At 69.3% G+C, this 19,267-nt stretch carries 17 protein-coding genes; 8 read left to right on the forward strand and 9 right to left on the reverse strand.

The window, feature by feature from the left end; genetic code table 11:
* Window positions 1–27: 27 nt before the first annotated feature.
* The 5 genes from OAW74_RS15515 to OAW74_RS15395 all read right to left on the reverse strand — a co-directional run bounded on the left by OAW74_RS15515 (window position 28) and on the right by OAW74_RS15395 (window position 6,596).
* Window positions 28–2,253 (reverse strand): cytochrome P450/oxidoreductase, encoded by a 2,226-nt coding sequence (locus OAW74_RS15515; RefSeq protein ID WP_316250232.1) that lies wholly within the window; start codon window positions 2,251–2,253, stop codon window positions 28–30.
* A 43-nt stretch (window positions 2,254–2,296) separates the two neighbouring features.
* Window positions 2,297–3,493, reverse strand: coding sequence for a serine hydrolase domain-containing protein (locus OAW74_RS15380; protein ID WP_262875272.1), 1,197 nt, complete (start codon window positions 3,491–3,493; stop codon window positions 2,297–2,299).
* 14 nt (window positions 3,494–3,507) lie between these two features.
* Window positions 3,508–4,320 (reverse strand): SDR family NAD(P)-dependent oxidoreductase, encoded by an 813-nt coding sequence (locus OAW74_RS15385; RefSeq protein WP_262875273.1) that lies wholly within the window; start codon window positions 4,318–4,320, stop codon window positions 3,508–3,510.
* Window positions 4,321–4,398: 78 nt separating this feature from the next.
* A complete protein-coding gene (locus tag OAW74_RS15390; RefSeq protein ID WP_262875274.1) occupies window positions 4,399–5,913 on the reverse strand; it encodes an MFS transporter in 1,515 nt (504 codons plus the stop codon).
* An 83-nt stretch (window positions 5,914–5,996) separates the two neighbouring features.
* Window positions 5,997–6,596: a TetR/AcrR family transcriptional regulator gene (locus tag OAW74_RS15395; protein WP_262875275.1), complete on the reverse strand. Its 600-nt coding sequence runs from the start codon at window positions 6,594–6,596 to the stop codon at window positions 5,997–5,999.
* Between the two features lie 56 nt (window positions 6,597–6,652).
* On the opposite strand from OAW74_RS15395, the gene OAW74_RS15400 reads away from it, so the two are divergent.
* The 6 genes from OAW74_RS15400 (at window position 6,653) to OAW74_RS15425 (ending at window position 12,653) form a co-directional block, all read left to right on the forward strand.
* Window positions 6,653–7,093, forward strand: a complete 441-nt coding sequence (locus OAW74_RS15400) for an HtaA domain-containing protein (protein ID WP_262875276.1) — start codon at window positions 6,653–6,655, stop codon at window positions 7,091–7,093.
* Window positions 7,094–7,180: 87 nt separating this feature from the next.
* A complete protein-coding gene (gene lysS, locus OAW74_RS15405; RefSeq protein ID WP_262875277.1) occupies window positions 7,181–8,704 on the forward strand; it encodes a lysine--tRNA ligase in 1,524 nt (507 codons plus the stop codon).
* A gap of 30 nt (window positions 8,705–8,734) precedes the next feature.
* The gene (locus OAW74_RS15410) at window positions 8,735–8,926 is read left to right on the forward strand and encodes a hypothetical protein (RefSeq protein WP_262875278.1); all 192 of its coding nucleotides are present in this window, start codon (window positions 8,735–8,737) and stop codon (window positions 8,924–8,926) included.
* Between the two features lie 48 nt (window positions 8,927–8,974).
* Entirely contained in the window at window positions 8,975–10,441 is a 1,467-nt protein-coding gene (gene cls, locus OAW74_RS15415) for a cardiolipin synthase (protein WP_262875279.1), read from the forward strand.
* Between the two features lie 130 nt (window positions 10,442–10,571).
* Entirely contained in the window at window positions 10,572–11,285 is a 714-nt protein-coding gene (locus OAW74_RS15420) for a hypothetical protein (protein WP_262875280.1), read from the forward strand.
* A gap of 564 nt (window positions 11,286–11,849) precedes the next feature.
* Complete coding sequence (locus tag OAW74_RS15425) at window positions 11,850–12,653, forward strand: endonuclease domain-containing protein (protein ID WP_262875281.1); 804 nt, start codon at window positions 11,850–11,852, stop codon at window positions 12,651–12,653.
* Between the two features lie 262 nt (window positions 12,654–12,915).
* On the opposite strand, the gene OAW74_RS15430 is transcribed toward OAW74_RS15425, so the two are convergent.
* Genes OAW74_RS15430 through OAW74_RS15440 form a run of 3 tightly spaced genes read right to left on the reverse strand, consistent with a single transcriptional unit; the run spans window position 12,916 to window position 14,653 of the window.
* Window positions 12,916–13,149 (reverse strand): helix-turn-helix domain-containing protein, encoded by a 234-nt coding sequence (locus tag OAW74_RS15430; RefSeq protein WP_262875282.1) that lies wholly within the window; start codon window positions 13,147–13,149, stop codon window positions 12,916–12,918.
* Window positions 13,146–13,910, reverse strand: coding sequence for a hypothetical protein (locus tag OAW74_RS15435; protein WP_262875283.1), 765 nt, complete (start codon window positions 13,908–13,910; stop codon window positions 13,146–13,148). The genes OAW74_RS15430 and OAW74_RS15435 overlap by 4 nt, the downstream gene beginning before the upstream one ends.
* Window positions 13,910–14,653: a hypothetical protein gene (locus OAW74_RS15440; RefSeq protein ID WP_262875284.1), complete on the reverse strand. Its 744-nt coding sequence runs from the start codon at window positions 14,651–14,653 to the stop codon at window positions 13,910–13,912. Before OAW74_RS15440 ends, OAW74_RS15435 begins: the two co-directional genes overlap by 1 nt.
* 378 nt (window positions 14,654–15,031) lie before the next feature.
* On the opposite strand from OAW74_RS15440, the gene OAW74_RS15445 reads away from it, so the two are divergent.
* Window positions 15,032–17,557, forward strand: a complete 2,526-nt coding sequence (locus OAW74_RS15445) for an ATP-dependent Clp protease ATP-binding subunit (protein WP_262875285.1) — start codon at window positions 15,032–15,034, stop codon at window positions 17,555–17,557.
* Between the two features lie 57 nt (window positions 17,558–17,614).
* Here OAW74_RS15445 and OAW74_RS15450 read toward each other — a convergent pair whose 3' ends face one another.
* Window positions 17,615–18,559 (reverse strand): quinone oxidoreductase family protein, encoded by a 945-nt coding sequence (locus OAW74_RS15450; protein WP_262875286.1) that lies wholly within the window; start codon window positions 18,557–18,559, stop codon window positions 17,615–17,617.
* Window positions 18,560–18,623: 64 nt separating this feature from the next.
* Between OAW74_RS15450 and OAW74_RS15455 the strand changes: the two genes are divergently transcribed.
* Window positions 18,624–19,256 carry a TetR/AcrR family transcriptional regulator C-terminal domain-containing protein gene (locus tag OAW74_RS15455; protein ID WP_262875287.1) on the forward strand — a complete coding sequence of 211 codons (633 nt, stop codon included), beginning with the start codon at window positions 18,624–18,626 and terminating at the stop codon, window positions 19,254–19,256.
* The last annotated feature ends 11 nt before the right edge of the window (window positions 19,257–19,267 follow it).

A 19,267-nucleotide genomic window follows, 5' to 3' on the forward strand; every position in this document is an offset into this window, starting at 1 on the left:
CGAACCTGCCCGACGCGGTGCACGCCCTCACGCGTCGAGCACGAGTCGGTCGCAGCCGCGCTCGGCGCGAGAGACGCAGATCATCATGCTGCGTTGGGCGTTCTGCTCCCTGGGGGTGAGAATCGAGTCGCGGTGGTCGGCCCGGCCGAGCAGGATCTTGGTCTCGCAGGTGCCGCAGGTGCCCTCACGACAGGACGAGAGCGTCGTGAGCCCGCGCTCTTCAGCGACGTCGAGGATCGACGCGCCGATCGGCACCGTGAGCGTCTCGCCCGAGAGGGCGAACTCGACCTCGAAGGCGGTGTCGGGTTCGCTGCGCACGACCTTCTTCGGCGCGAACCGCTCGGTGTGCAGTGTGCCCTCCGGCCAGTGCGCGAGAGCCGCGTCGAGGGCGTTCAGCAGCGGCTCGGGCCCGCACGCGTAGACGAGGGTGTCCGGGGCGACGTCAGCGAAGATCTGCGTCAGGGGGAGGTGGCCGCGCTCGTCCTGCGGTACGAGGTGAACGCGTCCAGCGTGCCGCTCCAGCTCGCCGACGAAGGCCATCGAGGCGCGCGTGCGACCGCCGTAGTGCAGCTCCCATTCGGCGCCTGCAGCCTCGGCCCGCTCGATCATCGCCAGGACCGGGGTGATGCCGATTCCTCCCGCCACGAACACGTAGCGCGGCGAGCTCTCGAGCGCGAAGTTGTTGCGTGGCCATCCCACGGTGACGGTCGAGCCCACCGTCAGGCCGTCGTGGATGCCGCGCGAGCCGCCGCGCGAAGCGGGCTCACGGAGCACGCCGATGCGCCAGCGGTCGGCGCGCTCGGCTGACGAGCAGAGCGAATACTGCCGCAGCAGCACGCCGCCGGTCGCGGCGGGCACATGGACCTCGATGTGTGCGCCGGCCGACCATTCGGGGAGGTCGCCTCCGTCGGGGTGTGCGAGCTCGATGGCCACGACGCCGTCGGCGGCAGCATTCTTTGCGACGACCGTCAACTCCATTTCGCGCTTGACCCGCTTCTTCTGGCGTTCGATGTCACGGGTGTCCCACGTCACCTCCAGAGACGCGCGGACTGGGAGCAGTGCCATGCGCACGAAGTCCAGCGCAGGGTCGGGCACGGGGCGCAGCGACGGAAGGCGCTCGAACAGCACCTTGAGTCCCGTCGATCCCTGCACACGCGCGAGGTTCTGCCCGAGGCAGGTGTGGCGGCCGTGCGTGAAGGCGAGGTGGTCGGCGGGGTCTGACCGGTGGATGTCGAACTCGAACGGTCGCTCCACCCAGCCGGGGTCGGTGTTGGCGCTGGCCAGAGAGACCCAGATCATGTCGCCTGCGCTGATCCGAACGCCCGACAACTCAAGGTCGCGCATCGCCTTGCGGGAGGCGAAGGGCGACGAGGGCCGACGACGCAGCGTCTCTTCGAACACGTTGATCCACAGGGCGGTGTCGGCGATCGCCTCTGTCAGCGCTTCGGGGGCCTTGTCGAGGAAGAGCACGGCGTTGGCCATCGCCTGCGCCGTGGTGTCGGCGCCCGCGAGGGCGAACTCGGTGACGTGGAGCGCCACCTCCTCGACGGTGAGCGCGTACTCGCCGTCGCGGGAGCGTGCCGCGGCCATCTCGCTGATGAAGTCGCTGCCGGGTGCAGCGCGTCGCTCCACCACGAGCGTCACGAGGATGGAGAACGCGCTCGCGAAGCGCTCCCACACGTCGTCGAAGACCTCGGCGGGCATCTCCTCCTGAGCGCTCGAGAGGATGCGAGCGGTCAGCCCCCGCAGTTCGCGCATCATCGCGTCGTGCTCCCAGCCGAGCCCGAGGTGCGCGAGCAGCGTCTGAGTCGTCAACTCCAGGCAGTATCCCTCCATGAGGTCACCCCGACCGCTCGCCTCGAAGGCGTCGATGATGCGGTGGGCGCGCCGCTCGATCTCGGGGCGCAGCGCCTCCATGCGGGCCTTCGTGAACCCGCTGAGAGCGATGTTGCGATGCAGCGTGTGGAGGTCGGGATCCGTGCCGACGATCATCTTCTCCATGAGATCCTGCGGCACGACATGCCGCCACTTCGGCGGAACATCGATGGTCGCGGTGTTGCCGCTGCTCGAGAACTCGGTCCAGTCCCCGAGCACCGTCAGCACGTCCTCTCTGCCCGTGACGATCCACGCGTTCAGCCAGGGGTAGAAGAAGACGGGATGGTCGTCGCGCACGGCCGCGAAGTGCACCGCGGGGTCGCGGTAGTAGTCGTCGCTCATCGCGTCGAACGCCGGGGCGAGGGGTCGGTGCGGCATCGGATCGATCGTCGTCATGGTCTGTGGTCCTGTTCGTGACGTGTCAGACGGCCGCGGAGACGGCCATCGTGGAAAGCTTCTGGAAGCGCGCGACGTTCTCGCTCTCCTCCATGACTCCCGCGGACAGGAAGACGAAGGTGAGGTCGCGCTCGGGATCGACCCAGAACAGCGACGAGCCTGCGCCGTAGTTGCCATGGGTGCGGGGGCTCGTGAACGGGCCGAAGAAGTTGGGATATGTGCCCTCGCCCGACAGCGAGAACCCGAGCCCGAAGTTGGCCGCAGGGATCTCCCACCCCCTGGCCACCGCCATTTGCGCGTACAGGTCGTTCGGAACGTCGCCGGTGTGCGAACGGGTCGCCTGGTCCATCACCGCCGTCGAGACGAGCCGGCGTCCGCCGACCTCTCCGCGTCGGCGGACGAACTCCGCGAAGGTGAAGATGTCGGCCGCCGTGGAGACCGACCCGACCCACGGCATCTCGGCGTGCTCAGTGATGACGTCGTTCAGGCTCTCGATGTCGGAGGGTGCCAAGAACCCGCCCTCCGGCAAGTAGGCCTTCAGGGGCACGGCGCGCTCGGCCGATCGAGCGGGGAGCCCGAAGGCGGTGTCTGGCATGCCGACCGGGTCGAACACCAGATCGCGGGCGAGCGTCGCGAACGAAGCGGCGCCGTACGCACGTCGCACCATCTCGCCCAGCAGGGCGTGATTGATCGCCGGCGCGTAGTTGACGTTGGTGCCCGGCTCGAAGAGCACATCGACCCCCGCGAGGGCCGAGATGACGTCGGCGAGCACCCCGAAGCGATCGGGGCCGAGACCGGGGTTGGGTGTCGGCGGCATCCCGGAGCGGTGCGTGAGCAGGTGCAGAACGTTGATCCTGTCCTTGCGCAGCATGTGGAACGGATCGGTGCCGAGGAACTCGGGGATGATGTCGACGACGCGGGTCGACAGCGCGAGCCTGCCCTCGGTGAGGGCCCGCAGCACCATGACGTTGGTGAATGCCTTGGTCAGCGAGAGCACGCGAAACACCGCATCCCGCGCGAGCGGACGAGCGGTCGACCGCTCGGCGAAGCCGGTGACGTGATCCAGCACGATGTCGCCGCCGCGGGCGAGGATGACATGCGCGCCGTCATAGGCGAGCCGCGCGATGTCTGCCTCGATCTCGTCGGTCAGGCGAGCGAGCGCGTCGACGTCGACGTCGCGACGGGTGACGGCGGCCAGGGAGGGATCTGCGATGGTGGTCACGAGTGGTGCTCCGATCAGTGCATGACCAGCCCGCCCGAGGGCGAGATGGTCTGTCCGGTGTAGTAGGCGCCGTCCTCGCTGGCCAGGAACAGCACGGTCCGCGCGATCTCGTCGGGCGAGGCCGTGCGTCTGATCGGCTGCATCCCGATCAAGAAGTCGATGAAGTCGTCGTCGCTCTGGCGGAACAGCGGCGTGTCGACAGCCCCGGGTGCCAGCGCGTTCACCGTGATGCCGAAGGGTGCGAGCTCGGCGGCGGCCTCGCGCGTCATGCCGAGCACGGCAGCCTTGGAGGCCGGATAGTACGGGGGCATCGTCACGCCCATGAGGGCGGCCGCCGACGAGAAGTTGACGACCGCACCGCGTCCGTTCGCCTTGAGCAGCGGAGTGGCTGCTCGCGTCGTGTAGAAGACGCCGTAGGCGTTGATCTTCATGACGCGATCGAAGTCGTCGTCGGAGACCGACTCGATGAAGACCGAATGGTGCGGCACGCCCGTCTTCATCGCCTGGAACGATTTCTCGTTCTCTGCGTTGAGCATCTCGAGGGCGGCGCGGTGCGGGGCGTTGACTCCTGCGGCGTTGACGAGGACGCCCAATCTTCCGTGGTCGGCCGCGACGCGCGCCATGGCCGCATCCACTGCTGCGCTGTCGGCGATGTCGAGGGGGAGAGGCACTGCGCCGGGAAGACCCGAGAACTCGCGATCCAGCGCCTCGGTCGAGATGTCGGCGCCGTAGACCACGGCCCCCTCGGCAGCGAAAGCCCTGGCGGTCGCCAGCCCCATGCCGGATGCTGCCCCCGTGACGAAGGCGATGGTGTCGGCGAATCTCATTGCTGAACTCCTTTGCTTTACATATGTCAAGTGAAGAAACGAAGCGAATGCCCCGCACCGCGGTGCGGGGCATTCGCTCTAGTGGGTGACGACCTCGCGCAGTGTGATCGTGCGCGACAGCGCGATCCCTGCGCCGAGTGCGAACACGGTCGCGGCGGCGGCGGTCAGGTAGCCGGTCGTGTAGGCGGAGGAGTCGGGAATCGGCGCGCCCTGGGCGGTGTGCGCTGCGACGATCGCCGCATAGACGGCCGTGCCGATCGAGGAGGCGGCCAGGGCGACGGCCACGTAGACCGAAGCGGTGCCCGCGCCTTTCCCTGCGGCGGCCTCCGTGGCGATGATCGACATCGCCGTCGTGAGCAGTGTCGTGTAGGCGGCCCCGTAGACGAAGATCCCCGCCACGAGCGCCCACAGCGAATCGCGGCCGAAGGCGAGCCAGACGAATGCGCCCGCCATCACGAGGGCCGCGGCGACCAGGACCAGCTTGGGCGAGACGCTTCGCAGCGCGCGGGTTGCCAGCCGTGCGGCGATGAGGCCGGCGGCCGACATGGCCAGGAACAGGCACGCGGCGACCAGCGGGCTCAGACCGAATCCGTAGCCCGCGACCTCGGGCGGGGTCTGCGCCCATCCCATCGTGAAGTTGAAGAACAGCATCCCGCAGATGCCCAACGTGAGGAACACGGCGTATGCCGGGCCCAGTCGTCGGCCGAAGATCTCGCGCACGGGCAGGAGCGGGCTCTTCGAACGCGACTCCCACAGCAGCGCCACTGCGAGCAGGACGATCCCGCCCACGACGGTGAGCAGCGTCTGCGGTGACGACGCGCCCCACGTGGTCGACTGTGAGATCCCGAGGCACAGCGCCGTGAGACCGACCCCGAGCAGGATCACGCCGCCCACGTCCAGTCGAGGGGTGACTCCCGCGGCGCGGTTCTGTCGGTGACGGTGCAGGGCGTCGGAGTCCGACCCCCACAGCAGGAAGGCGACGGCGCTGATGAGCGTGAGTACCGCGCCGGCCCAGAACGCCTCACGGAAGGTTCCCCCGAGCTGGAGCAGGACGCCGCCGAGCGCGAAGCCGAAGAACACGCCCACGGCCTGCCCTGCCGCGATGATGGCGACCGCCTTCTTGCGAGCCCCGGGGATGAGCCGATCGCCCATGATGCCGATGCACAGCGCTTGACCGGCCATGATGCCCGTGAGTGCTCGGCCGATGATGAGGATCGTGAAGTCCTGCGCGATGGCCGAGAGGACATAGCCGATGGTGATGCCCACGAGGCTCACCATCATCAGCCGCCGGTGGCCGAACAGGTCGCCGGCCTTCGACAGCAGCGGGATCGTCGCCGCGCCGAACAGCGTCGTGGCCAGCAGTGCCCATGCCGTCTCGGCGGGCCCGAGCTGGAGGATCGCCCCCATCGAGCCGTAGAGCGGGATGGCCATCATCGTGCCGATCTCGTTGAGCATCTGCAGCAGCGAGAAGGTCACCGCCATGGCGACGCCGCCGCGGCGCCAGTCGACGACGGCACCGGGTGCGGTGCGGATGCCGGCGGTGAATGGACCGCGGGTGCGGGTCGGGTCGGGTGAAGCGTCGAGTCGAGTCATCGTTGTCCTCGCGGGTTGTCTCAGGCGGCGCCTTCGCCGCTCATCCGGCAAGTATGCACAAGATCATTTGACTTGACAAGTGTCTAGTGAGCGAGTTGTCTGGACAGGATCTCGGCGAGGGCGGTGAGCTCGGCGTCCTGATCTTCGGTGTGACCGCGAAGGAACAGGAAATGGAACGATCGATCGACCGCCATGACCGCCGCGTGGAGTCGTGCACGCGCAAGCGCCTCCGTGGCCCCCGAGCGCCGCTGCGCGTTCAGCGCGCGGGGGAGCCGGCTCACGATCTCCCTCGTGAAGGCGAACCACTCCGCCGCGACGTCGGCGTCTTCGGCGAGTGCCTGCTCCATAGCGGCGAACTCCATGCTGTAGCGATGCCAGACGTGCGCGTGCTGTTCGAGCCACGCCCTCACGGCGGGCACGTCGGGGTCTTCGACCTCGTCGAGGTCGCCGTACATCGCGAGGATCTCGGGTCCGATCCGACGCATCAGCTCGACGACGATCTGTGCCTTGCCGCTGAAGTGCAGGTAGAACCCTTGGCGCGACACGCCGGCCGCACGCGCGATCGTGTTGACGCTCGTCTCGGTGTACCCCTGCGCGACGAAGAGCCCGCGCGCGGCGAAGGTGATGGCATCTCGCGTGCGGCGCTTCTGCTCTTCACGCGAGACGGGGGCGGGGTCCGGCACGCGGTCACTCTATCCGCCGGCGGGCGGCCTCGCCGCAGGAAGGGACATCGCCTGCCATGAGGTGCCACCTCGAGTGGAGCGTCAAGCTCAGCCTCCTGATGTACGTCACCAGCGCTCCCGGCGGGCGGCTCGAGGTCGACGGTGTGACCTCCGAACGCGGCACGTTCCGCTTCCCGCTCGAGGAGGTCGGCGCAGACGGGTCGCTGCGATTCGGGGGCTCGGTGGCCTTCTTCGCGCACCACGGGGCGTTCATCACGACGCTGAGCCACCTTCAGTTGACGCCGGGCGCCCTCGGATGGGCCGTGTCGTACACACCCCCCGGTGCCGACGGGCCGATCGTCGCATGGCGCACCGGGGCCCCGGCACCCGAGGCGGCCGGCGTCACGGAGCTGCCGGTGGTCGCACTGACGGAGGGCGGCGCCGCTGCCTTCGGGGGGTACTACGCCGCCGGTGAGGCATTCGATCCCATGCGGGTGGTCGGCGCGCCCCCGCTGTGAGCGCTCAACCGGCGCGGTGCCGGTCGGTAGACTCGCGGTGCCGGTCGGTAGACTTGAGGGTCTGCTTTTCGAGGAGCCCCGCAACCGATGACCGAGCCCACCGCCTCCGCCGCCCCCGCCGAAGTCTCCGACGAGGAGATCTTCGAGCAGAAGGCCGTTCGCCTGGCCAAGCGCGAGCGACTCATCGCCGAGCGCGCGGATGCCGCCGGCGGCGCGTATCCGGTGAGCGTGCCGGTCACCGATACGATCCCGGCCCTCCGCGAGCGCTACGCCGACCTCGAGGCGGGCGCCGAGACCGGCGTCACCGCATCGGTCGCGGGCCGGGTCGTGTTCAGCCGCAACACCGGCAAGCTCTGCTTCGCCTCCCTCCAGGCGGGCGACGGCAGCCGCATCCAGGCGATGGTCTCGCTCGCCGCCGTCGGCGACGAGTCGCTGGCCGCGTGGAAGGAGCTCGTGGACCTGGGCGACCACGTGTCGGTCACCGGTGAGGTGATCTCGAGCCGCCGCGGCGAGCTGTCGATCATGGTCTCGGACTGGGCCATCGCCTCGAAGGCCGTGCTGCCGCTGCCCAACCTCTACTCCGAGCTCAGCGAGGAGACGCGCGTGCGCAGTCGCTTCCTCGATCTCATCGCCCGCGACCGCGCGCGCGAGACCGTGGTGGCCCGCGCCAAGGTGAACGCGTCGCTTCGGCAGACCTTCGCCGGCCACGGCTTCCTCGAGGTCGAGACGCCGATGCTGCAGGTGCAGCACGGCGGCGCCTCCGCGCGTCCGTTCATCACGCACTCCAACGCCTTCGACGCCGACCTCTACCTGCGCATCGCCCCCGAGCTCTTCCTCAAGCGCGCCGTCGTCGGCGGCATCGACCGGGTGTTCGAGATCAACCGCAACTTCCGCAACGAGGGCGCCGACTCCACGCACAGCCCGGAGTTCGCGATGCTCGAGGCCTACCAGGCTTACAGCGACTACAACGGCATCGCCGACCTCACCCAGGAGCTCATCCAGAACGCGGCCATCGCGGTCGCAGGAACCACCACGGTGACGTGGGCCGACGGCACCGTGTACGACCTGGGCGGTCAGTGGGACCGCATCTCGATGTACGAGTCGCTGTCCGCCGCATCCGGTCGCACGATCACGCCCGAGACCTCGCTTGACGAGCTGGCCGCTTTCGCCGCCGAGGTCGGCGTCGACGAGCCGCCGCATCCGACGCACGGCAAGTACGTCGAGGAGCTGTGGGAGCACTTCGTCAAGGTCGACCTCACGCGGCCGACGTTCGTCATGGACTTCCCCGTCGACACGTCTCCGCTCGTCCGCGAGCACCGCTCGATCGCCGGCGTCGTGGAGAAGTGGGACCTCTACGTGCGCGGATTCGAGCTGGCCACCGGCTACTCCGAGCTCGTCGACCCCGTCATTCAGCGCGAGCGGTTCGTCGAGCAGGCGAAGCTCGCCGCTCGGGGCGACGTCGAGGCCATGCGCATCGACGAGGAGTTCCTGCGAGCTCTCGAGCACGGCATGCCGCCGACGGGCGGCATGGGCATGGGCATCGACCGCCTGCTCATGGCGATCACCGGGCTCGGCATCCGCGAGACGATCCTCTTCCCGCTCGTCAAGTAGCCCGTTGCCGCTCCGCGTACGATGGAGGGCATGGACGATTACTGGGCCGCAGTGCTCTGGTCGCTGCTTCCCACCGTCGTCGTCGCGACCATCTTCTTCTTCGTGCTGCGCGGCATCATCCGCGCCGACCGCACCGAGCGCCGCGAGTACGCCAGGTACGAGGCCGAGGAGCGCAAGCGCCGTGGTCTTCCGCCCGCGGAGGCGGCGGCATCCGATAGCTGAGTCACCGCTCCCACTACGCTGGCTTCACGCGGCAAGAGGGGAGATCGCGTGATCAACATCACCATCGACGCGTCGTGGTGGGTGATCGGCGTCTTCATCGTCGACCTCATCATCCGCATCGTGGCGATCATCGTGGTGCCGCGCAACCGTCGCCCGACCGCGGCGATGGCGTGGCTGCTGGCGATCTACTTCATCCCGTTCGTCGGGGTGCTGCTGTTCCTGCTGATCGGCAACCCGCGGCTGCCGCGCACGCGCCGCAAGAAGCAGCAGCAGCTCAACGACTATCTGCGCGAGACGGCGGGCAGCCTCGACTTCGGCACGCTGCGCCCGAACGCACCGGCGTGGTTCCGCTCGCTGGTGACCCTCAACCGCAACCTCGGCGCCATGCCGCTGGCCGGCGACAACGCCGTGCACCTCATCCCCGACTACCAGGGGAGCCTCGATGCGATGGCCGAGGCGATCCGCGGAGCCAAGCGCTACGTGCACGTCGAGTTCTACATCTTCCAATCGGATGCGTCGACCGACGGCTTCTTCCGTGCGCTCGAGGATGCTGCGGCCCGCGGCGTCACGGTGCGCGTGCTGCTGGACCACTGGGCAAACCGCTCGAAGCCGTTCTACAAGAAGACCCTCGCCCGGCTCGACGCGATGGGCGCGGCGTGGCACCTGATGCTGCCGGTGCAGCCGCTGAAGGGCAAGTACCAGCGGCCCGATCTGCGCAATCACCGCAAGCTCCTCGTCGTCGACGGGCGCGTCGCCTTCACGGGGTCGCAGAACATCACCGATTCGACATACAACCTGCCCAAGAACATCAAGCGCGGGCTGCACTGGGTCGATCTCATGGCCCGCATCGAGGGACCCGTCGTGCCCTCGATCAACGCCGTGTTCCTCTCGGACTGGTACAGCGAGACCGACGAGGCCCTCACCGACGAGGCCTACCTCGAAGACATCCGCACGGGCCCCGGCGACCTCGACTGCCAGATCGTGCCGTCTGGCCCCGGCTTCGAGTTCCAGAACAACCTCAAGCTGTTCGCGGGGCTGCTCTATGCCGCGCAGGAGCGCATCATCATCGTCAGCCCCTACTTCGTGCCGGACGAGGCGATGCTGCTGGCGATCACGACGGCGTGCCAGCGGGGCATCCACGTCGAACTGTTCGTCTCGGAGGAGGGCGACCAGGCGCTCGTCTATCACGCTCAGCGGTCGTACTACGAGGCGCTGCTGCGCGCAGGCGTGAAGATCTGGATGTACCAGAAGCCCTACATCCTGCACTCCAAGTCGATGACGATCGACGACGAGGTGGCCATCATCGGCTCGAGCAACATGGACATGCGCTCGTTCGGTCTCAACCTGGAGATCTCGATGCTCGTTCGAGGCGAGGAGTTCATCGCCGAGATGCGCCAGGTCGAAGACACCTACCGGTCGCTGTCGCGCGAGCTCACGGCCGAGGAGTGGAAGCAGCAGTCGCTCGGCTCGACGGTGCTCGACAACCTCGCGCGGCTCACCTCGGCGCTGCAGTAGGCGCGTTTCGTGCGCGTTCGCTCGCGTTCGTCCGCGTTCGTTATGGGGTCGTGACCGGGAGGGGGCGGACGTTATGGGGTCGTGACCGGGTTCCGAGGATTCTGCCTGGCAGCCGGGGGAGGATCGAAGTATGAGGCGCCTGGTGACAGCATCCGTTCTTCTTCTGACCGCCGCCGTGCTGGCGGGGTGCGCGACGGGCGCGGACTCTGCGGGCGGCGCGTCGGGGTCTGCCAGCGCGACGGCGGTGGTCGACGGAGCCGAGTTCGAGGGGGCATGGCTCGACGGCGGCCGCATGATCGGACTCGTCACGTGGGGGTCGTCGTCGTGCGTGCCCTCGGCCGACGGGGTCTCGGCCGACGGCCAGACCGTCACGGTCGAGCTGCTCGACCCGGAGGATGCCGCCTGCACCGCCGACTACGCGCCGCGGGTGACGCTCGTGCCGCTCCCGGAGGGGGTCGACCCGTCGGCGGACGTCGAGCTGGTGACCACGGGCGCCGTGGAGGCGCGCGGCGACCTCGACGGCGTGCCGGGGCTCACCGTCGACAGCGCCGCGACCGACTACCAGCCGAGCGCCGGGTGGGCCGACGACGACCTGCTCGTGCTGCTGACGTGGGGCTCGTCGTCGTGCGCCCCGGCGATCCAGTCGGCGACGGTGTCGGCGCCCGCCGAGATCACGGTGGCCTTCGCCGAGGCGGCGCCCGACCAGGTCTGCACGATGGACATGGCCCCGCGCACCGCCCTCGCCCAGCTCGAGGAGCAGGCCGACGACGACGTCGACTGGACCGTGCTGCTGGTGGGTGCCGAGTTCGACTCGGTCGCCGTGCCCGTGCTCGGCCAGCCGTAGGGGGTCTCGGTCTGCCGGTCAGGCGATCGGGCGGGCCGCCGGTCGCGCCGGGTTCGGCCGCTTCTCCTCCCGCTCTCCCCGATGCTCAGTCGTCACATATGGCGACCTCTGTGCCCCATATGGCCGCCGTTTACGACGACTGAACGGGTGGGGGCTGCGTTCAGTCGTCACGTATGGTGACCGATCTCGCGCGGAGGTCGCCGTATGTGACGACTGAAGCAGGGAGACCGGAGGGCGGATGCTGTCGCCACGGCGCGCTCGGCGGCCACGGGCTGTGGAAACTCGCGGCGGCAGAGCCCAGCATCCTGCGACAGTGACGGCATGGTGCGTGCGGACCTTCCCGAAGAGCTGCCAGACGATTTCGGTGTCACCGCCGCGAGGCACGCCGGTGTGACTCGCTCGCGGCTCAGGGCGAGCGACCTCTCCAGCCCGTTCCACGGGTCGAGGAGCAGAGCAGCGGGCGCCGAGGCGCCCGCCGAGGACCGCGAGTCTGTGGTGCCTATTGCCTATCCGAGGAGCACGGCGGTGCGGCGGATCCATGAACTCGCTGCGCAGTATGTGCCCGTGATGCCCTCAGACTGCTTCTTCAGCCACATCACCGCGGCGGTGCTGTGGGGCGCTCCGGTGCCCGATCGCATCTTCGACGTCGCCGCGCTCGCCCGCAATCCGCCGCCGACCTACCCGATCTTCGATCCCGAGGTGCTGCACGTGGCGCGACTGTGGCCGGGGCGGGCGCCGCGGGGGAGAGGTGTGAGCGGCCATGCCGTGCGGTCGGGATTCGCGCACAAGGTCACGCATCCCGAATCGGGTCTCCGGTTGGCGAGCCCCGCCTCGACCTGGGCGATGCTCGGCAGGATGCTGCCGCATCCGTATGACCTCATCGCGGTCGCCGACCACTTCGTGCGCGTGCACCGTGACCCCGTCACGCGGGAGGTCGTCCGCCCGGGTCTCGCGACCCTCGCGCAGCTGACGGCCGCTGTCGAGGCCGGTCGCCGGGTCGGCGGTGCGGCGTTGCGCGAGGCGCTGCCCCGGGTGCGCGTGGGCGCGGTGTCGCGCACCGAGACCTGGACGCGCCTGACCCTGATCGATGCCGGCCTGCCCGAACCGGCGCTCGACTTCGATGTGTACAACGAGTACGGCACGTTCATCGCGTGCGTCGACATGGCCTACCCCGCCCTGAAGACCGCGGTCGAGTACGAGGGCGCGCACCACGCGTCGGCCGGGCAGTGGGAGAGCGACATCGATCGGTACGCAGCGCTCGAAGCGGCGGGCTGGCGCATCGTGCGGGTGACGAAGCGGATGCTGTTCGTCACTCCGCGGCAGCTGGTGTCGCGCGTGGGCGCCGTGCTCGCCGAGCGCTCGCGCTGACGCGGCCACGGCGGCGATGCGGCGGCGGTGCGGTGGCCGCCGAGAAGCCCGACCGGGCAGCATCCGTCCTGCGCGTGATCGCTCGGTCGTCACGTATGGCGACCCGTTCGCCACTCCGCTCGCCATCTGTGACGACTGAACAAAGTGGCCGAATGTTCAGTCGTCACGTATGGCGACCGGGAGCGGTCAGGAGGTCGCCGTTTACGACGACTGAACGGGGCTGGGGTGAGCCGCGGATGCTGCGGCAGCCGGCGGCGGACGACTACGGGTCGGCGCGCACGAGCAGCTCGCCGACCTCGCAGTCGAGAGCCCGGCAGATCGCCGAGAGCGTCGAGTAGCGGATCGCGCGGGCACGGTCGTTCTTGAGCACCGAGAGGTTCACGACCGAGACGCCGACGAGCTCCGACAGCCGCGCGAGGGTCATGCCACGTTCGGCCAGAAGCTCGTCGAGGCGGCAGTGGATGCCGGCCGCCTCCTCTTCTTCGGCGGGTGTCACACGAGCCCCTCGCTGTCGCGCTGCAGCACGGCGCCGTAGCGGAAGATCGCGCTCAGGGCGGCGAAGGCGAGCCCCGCGGCGATCGGCCAGAACGGGAGGGTGACGTCGAACGCGGGAGAGGGCCACCAGGCGGCCAGAACATCCTCGATGCCGGCGACCTCGCCGTATTCGGCGCTCGACCACCGCAGGGCCTCTTCTCCGGCGATGCTTCCGGCGACGTCGCCGAGCATCTCCGCCGCGACGCCGCCGACCGCGACCACGACCCCGGTGAACATCGCGGTGCGGGCGACGACGGGTGCGAACGGCCGACCTGCGAGCAGTTGGAAGCAGGCGACCGCGATCATCCCGGCGATCGCGGCGGGCAGCAGCCACCACAGGGCCTGGCTGATCGCCCAGCCGACCCGGGCGCCGGTGCTCAGGCCCTCGACGAGCAGCTGCGCCGACGTGAAGCTGCCGGTCTGCAGGGTCGCCGCCATGCCCTCGACGACGGTTCCCTCCGGGAGCGCGGGCCAGTAGTCCTGCACAGGAACCGTGATCGACACCTGCGGCTGCAGCAGGATGACGAAGAAGCTGATCGTCGCCCCGATGACAGAGAATCCCGCCCACACGGCCGCGACGACCAGGGTGGTGCGCACGACCGATGACGGCTCGCCTTCGCGGCGGCCACGTGCTCCCGCACGCGCGAACACCACGATCACCCCGAGGATCAGGGCGACGACCAGCAGCACGGCGAGCAGGTTGATCCAGCTGAATCCCGTCATCACACGAGTCCTTCCGTTTCGCGCTGCAGCACGGCGCCGTGGCGGAAGACGGTGCCGAGCGCCGCCAGGGCGAGTGCGGCGCCGATCGGCCAGAGCGGCACGGTCAGGCGGAAGATCCCCGTCGTCGTGACGTCCGCCCCGCTCTCAGGGCCGGGCAGCACAGCGCCGGCGGCGAGGCTGCGGCCGATCGAGGTCGCCAGCTCGGTGCCCATGCCGGCCACAAGCACCACGACGGCGGTGAGCATCAGCATCCGCCCCGCCGCCCGACCGAACGGCAGTCCCTTGAGCGCCTGATGGCAGATCACGGCGACCGCGACGGCGGGCATGGCGGCCAGGGCGAGGCTGAGCAGGTCGCCGAGGGCGAGCACGGCGCGGGTGGCGACGGGGAGGTTCGCGATCGTCGCGTCTACGACCTGCACGCTCGCGCATTCGAGCGTCGTCCCGACGCTCTCGGGTGGCACGGGCTGCTCGCACGGCAGAGCGGTGGGCCATGCCATCGTGACGGGCAGTTCGGGGATCCAGGTCGTCCCGCCGCCGAGCCACCGCCACATCACGAAGACGGCGGCGAGGCCGACGAATGCGATCCACACTCTCGCGACCGCCGCGGTCGCGTCGAGCACGATGGTGGTGCTGCCGCGCCGGCGCGCCGCCCATACCGCGAGCGCGGCGATGCCGAGCAGCACGCCGAGCCCGATCGCGACCCACAGCAGGGCGCCGCCGAGGTCTTCCGCTCCGATGCTCACCGCATCCTCCATATCGATCATCGTTGTTATCGAAAAACGATATGGACGCGGTGGCGCGGCGTCAAGACCCCGCCACCCGTCCCTTGCTTCAGTCGTCACAGATGGCGACCGGATCGGCCCGTCAAGCCGCCGTTTACGACGACTGAACAGAGGGGTCGAGTATTCAGTCGTCACAGATGGCGACTGGGCACGGCCAGGAGGCCGCCGTTTACGACGACTGAACGGGGAAGGAAGGCGAGAGGCTCGAGTGCGGATGCAGCGGGGCAATGCCTCCCCGGGGCGCGGGTATGCCCCTGGCGAACACGGGCATACGGCATCCGCCTGCTCGTTACCCTCTTTGTATGGCGCGAGACCTCCGCGCCTCGAGGAGTGAACGAGATGTTCGAGAGATTCACGGACCGTGCCCGTCGTGTGGTTGTGCTCGCCCAGGAAGAGGCGAAGATGCTCAACCACAACTACATCGGCACCGAGCACATCCTGCTCGGTCTGATCCACGAGGGCGAGGGCGTCGCCGCCAAGGCTCTGGAGAGCCTGGGCATCTCGCTCGACGCGGTGCGTGAACAGGTGCAGGACATCATCGGCCAGGGTCAGCAGCAGCCGACCGGCCACATCCCCTTCACGCCTCGGGCCAAGAAGGTGCTCGAGCTGAGCCTCCGAGAAGCGCTGCAGCTCGGCCACAACTACATCGGCACCGAGCACATCCTGCTGGGCCTCATCCGCGAGGGCGAGGGCGTCGCCGCCCAGGTGCTGGTCAAGCTCGGCGCCGACCTCAACAAGGTGCGCCAGCAGGTCATCCAGCTGCTCAGCGGCTACCAGGGCAAGGAGCCCGCGGGTGTTGCCAGCGGCGCCGGCGAGCAGACCCAGGGCACGACGCAGGGCGGCTCGCAGGTGCTCGACCAGTTCGGCCGCAACCTCACGCAGGCCGCCCGCGACAACAAGCTCGACCCCGTGATCGGCCGCGAGAAGGAGATCGAGCGGGTCATGCAGATCCTCTCTCGGCGCTCCAAGAACAACCCCGTGCTGATCGGCGAGCCCGGCGTCGGCAAGACCGCCGTCGTCGAGGGCCTAGCGCAGGCGATCGTCAAGGGCGACGTGCCCGAGACGCTCAAGGACAAGCAGCTCTACTCGCTCGACCTCGGCTCGCTCATCGCCGGCTCCCGCTACCGCGGCGACTTCGAAGAGCGCCTCAAGAAGGTCACGAAAGAGATCCGCACCCGCGGCGACATCATCGTCTTCATCGACGAGATCCACACCCTCGTGGGTGCGGGCGCCGCCGAGGGCGCGATCGACGCGGCAAGCATCCTCAAGCCGCTCCTCGCCCGCGGCGAGCTGCAGACGATCGGTGCGACGACGCTCGACGAGTACCGCAAGCACTTCGAGAAGGATGCTGCGCTGGAGCGCCGTTTCCAGCCGATCCAGGTCGCCGAGCCGAGCCTTCCGCACGCGATCAACATCCTGAAGGGTCTGCGCGACCGCTACGAGGCGCACCACAAGGTGCAGATCACCGACGGCGCGATCGTGGCTGCCGCGAATCTCGCCGACCGGTACGTGAGCGACCGGTTCCTGCCGGACAAGGCGATCGACCTGATCGACGAGGCGGGCGCGCGCCTGCGCCTCAGCATCCTCTCCAGCCCTCCCGAGCTGCGCGAGTTCGACGAGAAGATCGCCGAGGTGCGCCGCCAGAAGGAGGTCGCCAGCGAGGAGCAGGACTTCGAGAAGGCCGCGGCCCTGCGCGACGAGGAGAAGTCGCTGCTGGCCGAGCGCCTGCGTCTCGAGAAGCAGTGGAAGTCGGGCGACGTCGCCACCCACGCGGTGGTCGACGAGGGCCTGATCGCCGAGGTGCTCGCTCAGGCCACCGGCATTCCGGTCTTCAAGCTCACCGAAGAGGAGTCGAGCCGACTCGTCTTCATGGAGAAGGCGCTGCACCAGCGCGTCATCGGCCAGGACGAGGCGATCGCCGCGCTCTCGCGCACGATCCGTCGTCAGCGTGCGGGTCTGAAAGACCCCAAGCGCCCGTCGGGCTCGTTCATCTTCGCCGGCCCGACCGGCGTCGGAAAGACCGAGCTGGCCAAGGCCCTGGCCGAGTTCCTCTTCGACGACGAGGGCGCGCTGATCTCGCTCGACATGAGCGAGTTCGGCGAGAAGCACACGGTGTCGCGCCTGTTCGGCGCCCCTCCCGGATTCGTCGGCTTCGAAGAGGGTGGCCAGCTCACCGAGAAGGTGCGCCGCAAGCCGTTCTCGGTCGTGCTGTTCGACGAGATCGAGAAGGCGCACCCCGACATCTTCAACTCGCTGCTGCAGATCCTCGAAGAGGGTCGCCTGACCGACGGTCAGGGCCGCGTCATCGACTTCAAGAACACCGTCATCATCATGACGACCAACCTCGGCTCGCAGGCGATCGCCGGCGGCCCGGTGGGGTTCCAGGTCGAGGGCAACGACCAGACGACGTACGAGCGGATGAAGGGCAAGGTCGACGAAGAGCTCAAGCGCCACTTCAAGCCCGAGTTCCTCAACCGCGTCGACGACATCATCGTCTTCCCGCAGCTGAACAAGCAGGAGCTTCGGCAGATCGTAGGCCTGTTCGTCAAGCGCCTCGGCGAGCGTCTGCTCGACCGCGACATGACGGTGGAGCTCACCGATGCGGCCAAAGACAAGCTGATCGAGATCGGCTTCGACCCGACGCTGGGCGCCCGACCGCTGCGCCGCGCCATGCAGCGCGAGGTCGAAGACCAGCTCAGCGAGAAGATCCTGCACGGCGAACTCAACCCCGGCGACCACGTGAAGGTCGATGCCGAGAACGGGCAGTTCGTCTTCGAGCACGGCCCGCGGGGCGAGAAGGTCGCCGTCGGCGTCGTCTCGGGTGGCGAGATCACCGCGACGCCCGATCTGGCGGCGGGCGCGTAAAGACGCATAAATGAGGGGGCGGATGCTGACAGCATCCGCCCCCTCCTTCGTTGCAGGTCAGTCGGGCACGATCACCGCGCGGCTGCGGCCCGTGTGCCCCCACGCCTCGGCCGCGCGCGAGAACGGGTAGGCCGTGTAGGGCACCGGCAGGGTGCCGTCGGCGATGAGCCCCATGATGCGGGGGAGCTCGGCGAGCATGCGCTCGGTCGACACCGAGCCGGCGCCGCTGCCCGAGATGCGGATGCTGCGGCTGCGCAGGAGCGCCGCAGGCACGCGCGCATCGAGGCCGGCGAGCCCGCCGATCTGCACGTAGGAGATGTCGGCGGTGTCGTCGTCGAGGCCGCGGCGGCCGAGGGCGGCGAACGCCGTCTCGGCGACCGGCCCCCACAGGTAGTCGAGCACGAGCGAGGGGGTGTGGGCCGAGACTGCCGCCGCCAGCTCGTCGGGGCCGTCGGCGATCGACACCGGCTCGGCCCCGGTGGCGCGCAAGGCCTCGAGGGCGCCCGCGTCGCGCCCCGCGGCGATGACGCGCTCGGCGCCGAGGGCGAAGGCCTCGCGCACGGCCATGCCGCCCGACATTCCGGTGGCGCCGAGCACGAGCACCGTGCCGAGCGCGCCGCGGGCCTCGAGGTGCTGCGAGAGCGGCATCCAGCCCGACATCGCGGGGTTCATGCCGGCGGCGATCGCGAACGGATCGGCGCCGGAGGGCAGTTCGAGCCCGACCGGCGTCGCGAGGGTCTCGGCCATCGTTCCCCAGGGGGCTCGCGGCCAGCCGGTGTAGACGAGGCGCCCGTCGGCCGTGCGGGCGACGGCGTCGACACCCGGCACGAGCGGATACTGCGCGCCGCTGCCGTAGTGACGGCCGGCGGCGAGCGAGCGCACGACCTGGTGGAGGCCCGCTCCGACCAGCCGCAGCGGTTCGTGGCCGGGGACCGGGGCGGGCTCGGGGAACTCGGCGGCCTCGGGGGCGGCGTCGGGAGCAGTGAGGACGACTGCGCGCATGATGACTCCTTAACTAAGTTCAATTGCACCTCCATGGTGCCTTAACGTTGTTAAGCTGTCAAGCATGCCGAAGGGGATCACGCGCGAACTCATCGTCGCCGCCGCGCTCGACGTGCTCGACGACGGCGGCATCGACGCGGTCACGGTACGTGCCGTCGCGACGAGGCTCGGGGTCAAGGCTCCCGCGCTGTACTGGCACGTCGCCGGCAAGCAGGAGCTGCTCGACGAGATGGGCACCGAGATCCAGCGGCGCGTGCAGGCGGTGGTCACCGTAGAGCACGCGCAGGACTGGGCCGACGGCCTCGCCGGCTACGCCAGGGCGCTGCGCGCCGAATACCTGCGGCACCGCGACGGCGCGCGCACGTTCAGCGGCACTCGGCTCACCGACCCGGCGATCCTGCGAGCGCAGGAGCCGTGGCTCGAGCAGTGGACGGCGCAGGGCATGGCCCTCGCCGACGTGCTGGATGCGGCCGAGACGGTCACCGCGTTCGTGGTGGGGGCGGTCATCGAGGAGCAGGAGCGGGCGCAGTCGGCGGCATCCGACCCCACCCGCTACGCCGTCGAGGCGCGCGACGCGGCGCTGGAGGGCGCCCCGCTGGTCGTCGAAGCGGGCCACGACCGCGGCAGCGCCGACGAGCGGTTCGAGCGCCAGCTGCGCATCGTGCTGGCGGGCGTGCGCGCGGTCGCCGCCGACTGAGCGGGCATAGG

It is taken from the genome of Microbacterium fluvii (assembly GCF_025515205.1).
Classification (GTDB): domain Bacteria; phylum Actinomycetota; class Actinomycetes; order Actinomycetales; family Microbacteriaceae; genus Microbacterium; species Microbacterium fluvii.